General features: G+C 61.6%; 12 protein-coding genes. 10 read left to right on the top strand and 2 right to left on the bottom strand.

Going from position 1 to position 11,863, the window contains the following annotated elements; all coding sequences use genetic code 11:
• Positions 1-13 precede the first annotated feature (13 nt).
• Positions 14-862, top strand: coding sequence for a 3-hydroxybutyryl-CoA dehydrogenase (locus CH283_RS18500; protein ID WP_255183263.1), 849 nt, complete (start codon positions 14-16; stop codon positions 860-862).
• A 182-nt stretch (positions 863-1,044) separates the two neighbouring features.
• Here the strand turns inward: CH283_RS18500 and CH283_RS18505 are convergent, their stop codons facing one another.
• Both CH283_RS18505 and CH283_RS18510 read right to left on the bottom strand, forming a co-directional pair.
• Positions 1,045-1,953 carry a TIGR03619 family F420-dependent LLM class oxidoreductase gene (locus tag CH283_RS18505; RefSeq protein WP_094609750.1) on the bottom strand — a complete coding sequence of 303 codons (909 nt, stop codon included), beginning with the start codon at positions 1,951-1,953 and terminating at the stop codon, positions 1,045-1,047.
• A 539-nt stretch (positions 1,954-2,492) separates the two neighbouring features.
• Positions 2,493-3,134 (bottom strand): TetR/AcrR family transcriptional regulator, encoded by a 642-nt coding sequence (locus tag CH283_RS18510; protein ID WP_094609749.1) that lies wholly within the window; start codon positions 3,132-3,134, stop codon positions 2,493-2,495.
• A gap of 115 nt (positions 3,135-3,249) precedes the next feature.
• Here CH283_RS18510 and CH283_RS18515 point away from each other — a divergent pair, with 115 nt between their 5' ends.
• The 9 genes from CH283_RS18515 to CH283_RS18555 form a co-directional block, all read left to right on the top strand.
• Entirely contained in the window at positions 3,250-4,827 is a 1,578-nt protein-coding gene (locus tag CH283_RS18515) for a carboxyl transferase domain-containing protein (RefSeq protein ID WP_094638259.1), read from the top strand.
• A 5-nt stretch (positions 4,828-4,832) separates the two neighbouring features.
• Entirely contained in the window at positions 4,833-6,839 is a 2,007-nt protein-coding gene (locus CH283_RS18520; protein WP_094638274.1) for an acetyl-CoA carboxylase biotin carboxylase subunit, read from the top strand.
• Entirely contained in the window at positions 6,836-8,002 is a 1,167-nt protein-coding gene (locus CH283_RS18525; protein ID WP_094638260.1) for an acyl-CoA dehydrogenase family protein, read from the top strand. Before CH283_RS18520 ends, CH283_RS18525 begins: the two co-directional genes overlap by 4 nt.
• Positions 7,999-8,484: a MaoC family dehydratase gene (locus CH283_RS18530; protein ID WP_094638261.1), complete on the top strand. Its 486-nt coding sequence runs from the start codon at positions 7,999-8,001 to the stop codon at positions 8,482-8,484. The genes CH283_RS18525 and CH283_RS18530 overlap by 4 nt, the downstream gene beginning before the upstream one ends.
• Positions 8,481-9,341 (top strand): HpcH/HpaI aldolase/citrate lyase family protein, encoded by an 861-nt coding sequence (locus CH283_RS18535; protein ID WP_094638262.1) that lies wholly within the window; start codon positions 8,481-8,483, stop codon positions 9,339-9,341. Before CH283_RS18530 ends, CH283_RS18535 begins: the two co-directional genes overlap by 4 nt.
• The gene (locus tag CH283_RS18540; RefSeq protein WP_094638263.1) at positions 9,334-9,732 is read left to right on the top strand and encodes a carboxymuconolactone decarboxylase family protein; all 399 of its coding nucleotides are present in this window, start codon (positions 9,334-9,336) and stop codon (positions 9,730-9,732) included. Before CH283_RS18535 ends, CH283_RS18540 begins: the two co-directional genes overlap by 8 nt.
• 250 nt (positions 9,733-9,982) lie before the next feature.
• Positions 9,983-10,285, top strand: coding sequence for a WhiB family transcriptional regulator (locus tag CH283_RS18545; RefSeq protein ID WP_068368216.1), 303 nt, complete (start codon positions 9,983-9,985; stop codon positions 10,283-10,285).
• A gap of 148 nt (positions 10,286-10,433) precedes the next feature.
• The gene (locus CH283_RS18550) at positions 10,434-11,636 is read left to right on the top strand and encodes an acetyl-CoA C-acetyltransferase (protein ID WP_094638264.1); all 1,203 of its coding nucleotides are present in this window, start codon (positions 10,434-10,436) and stop codon (positions 11,634-11,636) included.
• 44 nt (positions 11,637-11,680) lie between these two features.
• On the top strand, positions 11,681-11,863 hold a 183-nt coding region (locus tag CH283_RS18555; protein ID WP_141216250.1), incomplete at its 3' end, for an acetyl-coenzyme A synthetase N-terminal domain-containing protein.

An 11,863-nucleotide genomic window follows, 5' to 3' on the forward strand; every position in this document is an offset into this window, starting at 1 on the left:
GAAGGAGTACCCGGTGGAGACCAAAGTTGGAGTCGTTGGCGGTGGTTCAATGGGAGCCGGCATTGCCGAGGTCGTGGCACGCGCCGGCGACCCTGTCCTGATCCTCGAACGCGACGAAATGGCAGTTACTGCTGCTGCCGCGAGGATAGACAGTTCGCTTCTTCGCGCCGTCCACGGGGGAAAGCTCACACAAAAAGCCTGCGACGACGCACGGAGTCTGATCACCACTACGCTCTCGGTCGACGACTTCGCCGACCGGGAGCTGGTCATCGAAGCGCTTCCAGAGATCGAAGAAATGAAGTCGGAGCTCTTCCGTAGACTAGACGCTGTCGTCTCGCCCACGGCTGTTTTGGCTTCCAACACATCTTCCATTCCGATCAACCGCATCGCGAATGCGACTGCGCACCCGGAACGCGTCGTTGGGATGCACTTCTTCAATCCGGTTCCGGTAATGAGTTTGGTCGAAATAGTGGTCGGCCTGCGGACTTCGGACTCAGTGGCCGCATACGCCACGAACTACGTAGCCGAACGCTTGTCCAAAGACCCGATCCGCTCGGGCGACCGCGCTGGATTCATTGTCAACACTCTACTGGTCCCCTACCTCGTCTCTGCCATTCGGATGCTCGAGTCCGGTTTCGCCCGGGCTGAGGATATCGATTCAGGAATGGTGGCAGGATGCGGACATCCGATGGGGCCGTTGAAGCTCTGCGACACAGTTGGTTTGGACGTGATCCTGGCTGTGACGGACTCGCTGTACGACGAGTTCAGAGAGTCGCAATACGTACCGCCGCCGCTGCTACGCCGCATGGTCGAAGCCGGACGTTTGGGACGCAAGACTGGACATGGTTTCTACACCTACTGATTGCCCATTCACCGTCGTCGGACCCCGATGCCGTTTGGAGCTCAACGACGTCGATGATCGGTATCCGCATACTCGCAACCAGTGCGCTCAACCTGGCCATCGCTGAATCAGATGGCCAGGTCGGCTCGATACCGATGTTTGAGCGCGCTGCACTCGGTGCCTGACGCCGAGACGGTCGGTCCTCAGGACTTCGCAGCAGCAGTCGAGAGCAAACCGAACTCGTCGGCCAGAGATTGCATCTCGGCCAACAGGTCCTCCAGCGGGACGTCCTGAAGCCAGACGACCACACGCTCCGCGCCAGCACGGTGAAGGGCCTCGACCTCGCTGCGAGACCGCCATTGCCCCTGCAGTCCGAATACCGTCACGCTCAGATCTTCGCGGCGTCGTCCGACCTGGTCCGCGGCTGCGTGCATTTGCTGAACTCCCTCGGCAAGCTCCTCCGCAGACTGGACGATCGGGATCCAGCCGTCACCCCACTCGGCGATGCGGCGGAACACTTTCGGTGATCCCATCGAAGCCAGTAGAACCGGAGGGTGTGGTTTGCTCAATGGTTTCGGAAATGATCGAACTGGCGGAAAATCAACGTACTCCCCGTGGAACTCCGATGGGTCGGTCGTCCACAGAGCTTTCATAGCGGCGACGTGTTCGGTGACCTGGGTCCATCGCCGTTTCCAATCACCACCCATGACAACACATTCCGTCTCGTTCCAACCTGTGCCGACTCCGAGTAGGAGCCGACCGCCGCTTATGTTGTCGAGTGTTCCGATCTGCGAGCCAGCAAGAATAGCCCCTCGTTCGGCAGGAAGAAGCACTCCCGTTCCTAATTTGATCGTACTGGTGGCAGCGGACGCACGAGCCAGGCAAATCAGCGGGTCAGACTCTCTCATTACCAGCGACGGAGGTTCGTTGGCCCCTTCCTCCCACCGTCCGGGATAGTTCAAGAGGTTCTCGTCGACTGGGACAACTGGATGGTCACCCAGCCAGTAGGAATCGAACCCCAATTCTTCGGCGCGCCTTGCTACCACTGCTGGATCGTGGTCGTGATCGGCTGGGACCTGGATGATTCCGATCTTCATGCTTCTCCTGAACATTGGAGGAAGCGGTCTGAGTGTGACCGCCAACACATGACATCACCGTTTGACTTAATAGTCAAGTATGATTTCGTTGCCAGTTACACTATCGGTGCAGCGAATCGGGGAGTCCCTGCGCCAGATAAGGCCAACTTGAATTGACATGCATGTCACCTCGAGTCGTTGGTCCGTCAGTCGCTGAAGCGTTGGCGATGATGGCCGAAATGTCGACGCACCGAGCGCTACGACCTTCAAAAGGTGGCGCATCGAGCCATTGACTACCCACGAGGAGGGGAACTCCACCATGCGTGTGAGGCTGTCGGCGGATGATCGTGAGCCCGCAGAGCGTCGCGCGGCAGACATCCGATCGGAAGATCGCGAGTCGCCAGATCGCACACCGCTGCCAGCGTCGCGTGCTCGCTCAAGTGATTATGGTTGAGGGTGGGTACGCGGAGGTCGCGATGTCGCGAATCATCGCTCCGTGAAGACCTTTTCGATCGAAACACTGCAAAGCCGCTCGGGAACTAGATGCAGGTCGCGGACCGGGAAGACACGTCAGTTCATCTTTCGGCGGTACTCAACCCGAGTGATCCCATTGCCATCACCCGCAGTAGAGATTTCGTATTCTTCGACGGAGTGTTGCCTGCGCTGTATGGAGTCGAGTTGATCAATCCGAACACCGCATGGGCCTTGGTTCTGGCATCCGACTCGCTCGTTCTGGGTTCCGCGGCACACAAGCTCGAAACCCACAGCTCTACGTACTCCCGCTGCATGCGGCGAATTCGTCTTTGCGCAGATTCCGGTGCGTTGTACAGGTCGCGATCCTGAATGCGAATGAGGGCGGGTGATCCTAGAGCGAAGTCGATGTGAAAATCGATCAGCTCCGCCAGGATGATTCTATTGGTGACCACGTCAGCAGCGGTGTGACGCGCCACCACGTCACGGCCCCCGCCCAGGAGGTATTCCGAGATGTCGACCAGCAGTTCGACGAGAACTGCTTCCTTGTTCGGGAAATGTCGATACACGGCAGGGCCGCTTACTCCCGCGGCAGAACCGAGATCTTCGAGTCTGACGGACGCGAATCCCCGCGCGGCGAACAACGATGCCGCGGCGGACAAGAGCTGTGACCGTCTTTCGGCTTTGCGCTGCTCGCGCAGCGTCGTCGGTTTGGGTTCGGTGTGGTGCGTCGGTTGCGTTGTCATCGCATCATTTCTGCTCAGCCACTGGACAGTTCAGTTAATCGTAGTTTACTATACGATTAGTTACATGCGATTAACTGAAATCACCTGGTTTGACGACGACTGAGGCGCGCACCATATGGCAATCGAACTGACCGCCAACAGAACCGAGCACGAACTGCTGAGCAAGCAGCTCGCCGAACGAATCGCCCGAGCCGCGCTCGGTGGAAACGAGAAATCGCGCGAGCGTCATGTGGCTCGCGGAAAACTGCTGCCCCGCGATCGGGTGAACGAGCTCCTCGATCCCGGTAGCCCGTTCCTCGAGATCTCACCGTTGGCCGCCAATGGTCTCTACGACGACGAGTGCCCCGGTGCCGGCGTGATCGCCGGTATCGGCCGCGTCTCGGGGCGCGAATGCGTCATCGTCGCCAACGACGCCACCGTCAAGGGCGGCACCTACTACCCGATGACGGTCAAGAAGCATCTCCGTGCGCAGGAGATCGCACTGCAGAACACTCTGCCGTGCATCTATCTCGTCGACTCGGGTGGCGCATTCCTGCCGCGTCAGGACGAGGTGTTCCCCGACCGCGAGCACTTCGGGCGCATTTTCTACAACCAGGCGACGTTGAGCGCCAAAGGTATTGCACAGATCGCGGCGGTGATGGGTTCGTGCACCGCAGGCGGTGCCTATGTACCGGCGATGAGCGACGAAGCGATCATCGTCAGGAACCAAGGAACAATTTTCCTCGGCGGACCCCCGCTGGTGAAAGCCGCCACGGGTGAGATCGTCACGGCCGAGGAACTCGGCGGTGGAGACTTGCACTCGAAGGTCTCCGGAGTCACCGACCATCTCGCCGACGACGACCGCGACGCACTGAAGCGAGTCCGCGCCATCATCTCCACGCTCGGCCCGCGCACCCCGGTCCCGTGGGACATCCTCCCCACACGTGAACCCATTGCCGCTCAGACCGACTTGTACGACGTCGTTCCCACCGATCCCCGAACCCCATACGATGCGCGAGAGGTCATCACCCGCGTCGTCGACGCGGGTCGATTCGACGAGTTCAAGGCCGAGTACGGCAAGACACTCGTCACCGGATTCGCCCACATCCACGGCCACCCCGTCGGGATCATCGCCAACAACGGCGTTCTGTTCGCCGAGTCGGCCATGAAAGGTGCCCACTTCATCGAGCTGTGCGACAAGCGCAGCATCCCCTTGGTGTTCCTGCAGAACCTGTCCGGCTTCATGGTCGGCCGTGACTACGAGGCAGGCGGTATCGCCAAACACGGTGCCAAGATGGTGACAGCAGTGGCGTGCGCGCGGGTTCCCAAGATCACCGTCGTCATCGGCGGTTCCTACGGTGCGGGCAACTACTCCATGTGCGGGCGGGCCTATTCACCACGCTTCTTGTTCATGTGGCCCAACGCGCGCATCTCAGTGATGGGCGGCGAGCAGGCAGCGTCCGTCCTTGCCACAGTCCGGGGTGACCAACTGGACGCGTCGGGTAAGCCGTGGTCGGAAGAAGACCAGGAGAAGTTCAAAGCTCCCATCCGCCAGCAATACGAAGATCAGGGCAATCCCTACTATTCGACGGCCCGGCTCTGGGACGACGGCATCATCGATCCGGCCGACACTCGGCAAGTTCTCGGGCTCGCTCTCTCGGCGTGCGCCAATGCGCCGCTCGAAGCGGTCTCCTACGGCGTTTTCAGGATGTGAGTGATATGACCACCAGCACGAGGCAGATCGATACGGTCCTGGTCGCCAACCGCGGCGAGATCGCTGTACGAGTAGCGCGTACGTTGCGCCGCATGGGTATTCGGTCCGTGGCGGTGTACAGCGACGCCGACGCAGGTGCCCGCCACGTCGCCGAAGCCGACACCGCCGTGCGCATCGGACCTGCAAGCGCTCGCGAGAGCTACCTTGTCATCGACAAGGTGATCGACGCAGCGAAACGTACCGGCGCACAAGCCATTCACCCGGGTTACGGCTTTTTGTCCGAAAATGCCGATTTCGCCTCTGCGTGCGCAGCCGCCGATATCGCATTCCTCGGACCGCCGGCCCGAGCAATCGAGGTGATGGGCGACAAGATCACCGCCAAGGCGGCAGTCTCCGAGTTCGGTGTCCCCGTCGTACCCGGTATCTCTCGACCCGGCTTGACCGATCACGACCTCATCATCGGAGCCGAGGATGTCGGATTCCCTGTACTGGTCAAACCTTCGGCCGGAGGCGGCGGCAAAGGCATGCGCCTGGTCGAACGCACCGAAGTTCTACCCGCAGCGCTGGCCAGCGCGCGACGCGAGGCGGCCTCGTCGTTCGGCGACGACACCCTCTTCCTCGAGCGCTTCGTGTTGCGGCCCCGCCACATCGAGGTACAGATCCTCGCCGATCAACACGGCAACGTCATCCACCTCGGCGAACGCGAATGCAGCTTGCAGCGGCGACACCAGAAGGTCATCGAAGAAGCACCGTCGCCATTGCTCGATGAAGTCACCCGGGCTCGCATCGGCGAGGCCGCCTGCAACACTGCCCGCAGTGTCGACTACACCGGTGCCGGGACGGTGGAGTTCATCGTTTCGGCCGACCATCCCGACGACTTCTTCTTCATGGAAATGAATACTCGTCTGCAGGTCGAACACCCGGTCACCGAACTTGTCACCGGCCTCGACCTCGTCGAGTGGCAGGTCCGGATCGCCGCCGGTGAAGCATTGACGATCACGCAGGACGACATCACCTTGACCGGGCACGCAATCGAAACGCGTGTTTACGCCGAGGATCCTGGCCGCGGATTCCTCCCCACGGGAGGCACCGTCGTCGGGCTACGCGAACCCGCCGGCGAGAACGTGCGCATCGACTCCGGGCTTGCTGTCGGCACCGAAGTCGGCAGCAACTACGACCCGATGCTCTCGAAGGTCATCGCCTACGGACCCGACCGTCCCAGCGCCCTCCGCACACTCGACCGAGCGTTGTCGGAGACCGCGGTCCTCGGTGTCGTCACCAACATCGAATTCGCACGATTCTTGCTCGCGGACAACGATGTTCGCGCCGGCAAGCTCGACACCGGACTGCTCGACCGCCGCGTCGAGGATTTTATCGCAGCTCCCGTCACCGACGAAGCACTGATTGCTGCTGCCGCAGTGGATTGGCTACAGCTCTGGCGCACCGCAGGCGATGACATCTGGGCATCGCCGTCGGGATGGCGAGTCGGGGCACACACGCCGTTCGTCCTCCGCCTCGTAGTCGGCAACAGGGCCGCGCACGTATCTATCTCCGGCACACCGGACTCGGCGAAGGTCGCCATCGACGACGACCCTCCCAAGTCGCTGCACGCAGACTCCACCGCCGACATCGTGAATGTTGTTGTCGACGGCCGCCGCGAATCCCTCACGTTCGCACGAGACGAGGCCTCGACCTGGATATCGAGTTCCCGCGGAACGTGGCAACTTCGCGCCGTCGCCGAACCCAGTGTCCGCGAACAGGACGCGCACTCCGGCGATGCCGAAATTCTCTCACCGATGCCCGGTTCGATCATTGCAGTTGCGGTGGAATCCGGAGGCACCGTCGCGGCGGGCACCGCGATCGTCGTGGTCGAGGCCATGAAGATGGAACACACACTCACCACCCCGATCGACGGCACCGTCGAACTGACTGTTGCAGTGGGAGATCAGGTCCGCGTCGACCAACTCCTCGCCCGAATCGTTCCCACCGACACCGAAGAGGACCCATCATGACCGATCATCTGTCGTCCGCGAATCTGCCCGACGAGTACCAGCAGCTGGTCAAATCCGTTGCCGACTTCACCCGCACCGTCGTGGCACCGGTATCGGCGAAACACGATGCCGAGCATTCCTTTCCGTACGAGGTCGTCGCCGGGATGGCCGAGATGGGCCTGTTCGGCCTGCCGTTTCCCGAGGAGTTCGGCGGCATGGGCGGAGACTACTTCGCGCTGTGCCTCGCCCTCGAGGAGCTCGGCAAGGTCGACCAGAGCGTGGCGATGACGCTCGAAGCCGGTGTCTCGCTCGGCGCAATGCCCGTCTACCGCTTCGGCAACGACGCACAGAAGCAGCAGTGGCTCCCCAAGCTCACCGCGGGCAAGGCACTGGCCGCGTTCGGTCTCACCGAACCCGGTGCCGGCAGCGACGCGGGCGGCACCAAGACCACCGCCAAGCGTGACGGCAACGACTGGATCATCAACGGCAGCAAGCAATTCATCACCAACTCCGGCACCGATATCACCGAACTGGTGACCGTCACCGCAGTGACCGGCGTCGACGAGGCGACCGGACGCAAGCAGATCTCCTCGATCCTCGTTCCCACCGACACCCCCGGCTTCGTCGCCGAACCGGCCTACAACAAGGTCGGCTGGAACGCCTCCGACACCCACCCGCTCAGCTTCACCGATGTACGAGTCCCGCAGGAAAATCTGCTCGGCCAGGAGGGCCGCGGGTACGCGAACTTCCTGCACATCCTCGACGAGGGCCGCATCGCGATCGCCGCAGTATCGGTCGGTGCCGCGCAAGGCTGCGTCGACGAGAGCGTCAAATATGCCAAGGAACGCGAGGCGTTCGGTGCCCCGATCGCCCGCAACCAGGCGATCTCGTTCAAGATCGCCCGCATGGAGGCCCGCGCACACACCGCACGAACCGCGTACTACGACGCGGCAGCACTGATGTTGGCGGGCAAGCCGTTCAAGAAGGCCGCGTCCATCGCCAAGCTCGTCGCCTCCGAGGCCGCCATGGACAACGCCCGCGACGCGACGCAGATCCACGGCGGATACGGCTTCATGAACGAGTACGTCGTCGCACGGCACTACCGCGACAGCAAGATCCTCGAAATCGGCGAAGGCACCACCGAGGTTCAGCTGATGCTGATCGCGCGGAGCCTGGGACTATGAGCGACAAGCGGATTCGCCAACGCGGCCTGTGGTTCGAGGAGATGGAACTCGGCACAATCTACGAACACCGGCCGGGACGCACGATCACCGAGGCCGACAACACCCTATTCACGACGCAGACGATGAACACGCAAGCACTGCATCTCGACGCGGCGTTCAGCGAGTCGACGCCGTTCGGGCAGCGCCTGGTGAACTCGATGTTCACGGTCTCCACTGTCGTGGGCTTGTCGGTCGCCCAACTGACGCAGGGAACTATCGTCGCGAACCTCGGTTTCTCGGAGGTGTCGTTCCCCAAACCGCTGTTCCACGGCGACACCCTCTACGCCGAGACCGTGATCACCGACAAACGTGAATCCAAGTCCCGACCCGGCGAAGGCATCGTGACCTTCACCCACACCGGACGAAACCAGCACGGAGACATCGTCGCCGTGGCTGTCCGCAAAACCCTCGTACGATTGCGGCCCACTGAGGAACCGTCATGACGTGGTCTTCGCCTGGGCCTGCCTGGTTGTTTTGCCCGGCAGATCGACCGGAACGGTTCGCCAAGGCCGCCGCTCGCGCGGACGTTGTCATCCTCGACCTCGAAGACGGTGTGGCACCAGCAGACAAGGCCGCGGCACGAGAAGCCCTCATCTCCACACCGTTGGACCCCGCCACCACAGTGGTCAGAATCAATCCCCAGGGAAGCGCGGACTGGTCAGCCGATCTCGCTGCACTCGACCGTACTGACTACCAAATCGTAATGCTCCCCAAATGCGAGGGCCCACAACAAATCGCAGCGCTCGCTCCGCGCCTCGTGATTGCGCTGATCGAATCGCCTCTCGGTGCGATAAACAGCTACGTTGCGCTGGGTGCCAACAACGCCGTCGGAGCGATGTGGGGTGCCGAAGACCTCGTCGCGGCGCTTGGTGGTAACTCCAGTAGGTTCAACTACGGCGGTTATCGCGACGTCGCACAGCATGTTCGATCGCAAACACTCTTGGCGGCAAAAGCACAGGGCGTTTTCGCGCTGGACTCGGTGTTTCTCGACATAGGCGACCTGGCAGGCGTACGCGACGAGGCCGACGACGCTGTCGCAGTCGGGTTCGACGGCAAAGTAGCGATCCATCCCACCCAGGTTGGCGTGATTCGTGAGGCCTATGCCCCGGCCGAGACGGAAATCGATTGGGCGGGGCGTGTGCTCGCCGCGGCGGAGACCAATCGCGGTGTCTTCTCCTTCGAGGGGCACATGGTCGATGCCCCAGTCATCCAACACGCTCGTCGCATACTCGCGCGGGTACGTGAGGGAGACGTTCGACGGGCGGATCAGTCGCTGTCACCGGGGGCCTTAGATGCGTGATGACGCACCGACGCCTGGGCTCGCGCAAGGGATAGCTGTTCGATCGGCCGTCATGGGTGTCGACTTCGTTCAGGGTGCCTTCGACCACGCCCGAGGAACCGACTCGGAAGACATACAAAGTTTTGTCACAGAACATATCTGGGGCGCTTTGTGGTCGCGGCCGCAACTGGACAGAGCCCAAAGAAGTTTGGTCACTATTGGAATGCTGACCGCTCTGCGCAGCCACGACGAAGTTCGAGGACACGTTCGGGGGGCGCTCACCAACGGTCTGTCTCGTGAACAAATCACCGAGGCAATTCTCCACGCCGTGGGTTACTGCGGGGCACCCGCTGCACTTGCCGCTATGCGGGTAGTTCAACAAGTCTTCGACGAGTCGAACAACGCAGATTGACTACGGTCCAACACGTTTGCAGGAACCATCGCGTCGTACAAGGCCGTCAACAGCCGACAGTGGTAGCTCACTCTGATGGAGAAAACAGGAAACCAATGACCCACGGTAGCTACACCCGGTGGCGCACTGCTGGGCGATGCCCAGATCGATTAGTAGGCGTATTGAAATGAGTCGACACGAGTACAGCCAACCGTATCCTCGAACACTTCCCGCACCCGTAACGTTGTCGCCTGAACTGGTCGACGGGATCATGCGTCGATACCGAACCGGCACAGCGATTCTTGCGGTGCCGACCGAGGAGGTGTGGGCCTGGCAGAGGAGTGGGAACTGCCATGGTTACGCCTCGTCGGTCTTCTTTCCGTCGGAGTCACTACGTGGTCCCCAGCGACATCGAGCGGAAACGGAAGCCAAGCGCATCTGCTCGAACTGTCCAGTTCGTGTCGAATGCGCCAACTATGCACTCGCCCATCACGAACCTCACGGAATCTGGGGAGGAACGACGCCGAAAGAACGAGCGCTCATTGCGTGGGAACTGAACGGCTCTGTGAGATGAACCGGACGTGCACGTCGACCGACTTGTTCCGAAAGAGTCGGCTTTCATTTCCATCGCGAATAACACGCCCGCACCAACGTTCGCCAAATAATTCGACTTCGGTGACAGATGCCTGTCGCCCGCAACCGAATGAAAAGGACTCAACAGCATGAGCGACCCCATCTCGTCCGTGATCGTGGCCGGAGCCCGAACCCCAGTCGGCAAATTGTCCGGTGCGTTGAAGAGTTTTTCCGGTTCTGACCTGGGTGGAATCGCGATCAAAGGCGCGCTGGACAAGTCCGGTGTCGCCCCCGAGCTCGTCGAATACGTCATCATGGGTCAGGTTCTCACCGCTGGTGCCGGTCAGATACCCGCACGTCAGGCCGCAGTCTCCGCAGGCATTCCGATGCATGTGCCGGCCTTGTCGATCAACAAGGTGTGCCTGTCCGGCATCGACGCGATCGCGTTGGCAGATCAGATGATTCGTGCGGGAGAGTTCGAAGTGATTGTCGCCGGCGGTCAGGAGTCGATGACGCAGGCTCCACACATGCTCGAAAAGTCCCGCGCAGGATACAAATACGGCGATATCACCATGCGCGATCATCTCGCGTACGACGGGTTGTACGACATTTTCACCAATCAGGCGATGGGCGGGCTCACCGAAGCCTGCAATGAAGGCGCAGGCGCAAGCACCCGTGAAGAGCAAGACGCATTCGCCGCGGCATCACATCAACGTGCGGCTGCGGCGTGGAAAAACAACATCTTCGACGGCGAGGTTGTACCGGTGTCGATCCCACAGCGTAAAGGCGACCCAATCGTGGTTACTCAGGACGAGGGCATCCGCGCCGACACCACCACCGACTCACTCGCCAAGTTGCGGCCGGCGTTCGCCAAGACCGGGACCATCACAGCAGGAAACGCCTCCACGATCAACGATGGTGCGGCCGCCGTTGTCGTGATGAGCAAAGCAAAGGCCGAGACCCTCGGGCTCGGGTGGATCGCGGAAATCGGTGCCCACGGTGTCGTGGCCGGTCCTGATTCATCTCTGCAGTCTCAGCCGGCGCGCGCAATCGACAAGGCGTGCGCGAAGGAGGGGATCGATCCCAAGGATCTGGACCTGATCGAGATCAATGAGGCGTTCGCTGCCGTTGGTATCGCCTCCGCACGTGAGCTCGGTATCGACGCAAGCAAAGTGAACGTCAACGGTGGTGCCATTGCGATAGGTCATCCGCTGGGAATGTCCGGAGCTCGAATCGCACTACACCTGGCGCTCGAACTGCGACGTCGTGGCGGCGGCATCGGTGCCGCTGCCTTGTGCGGCGGCGGCGGGCAAGGCGACGCCCTCATCATCCGCGTGCCGAGACGACGATGAGCAGCGGTAGCAACGCCTCGACACCTCATCCGAAAGCAGCGCAAATGCCCTTTTTCCCTGACGTCTATCCGCCCTCGGCCGAGTTCGCCGCTCAGGCCAACGCCGGAGCCGACCTCTACGCCGCCGCCGAGAACGATCGACTCGGCTTCTGGGCCGAGCAGGCTCGCCGACTCCACTGGCACACCCCGTTCACCGAGGTACTCGACTGGTCCGACGCCCCCGTCGCC

The sequence above is a fragment of the Rhodococcus sp. 05-2254-2 genome, from assembly GCF_002259095.1.
GTDB lineage: Bacteria > Actinomycetota > Actinomycetes > Mycobacteriales > Mycobacteriaceae > Rhodococcoides.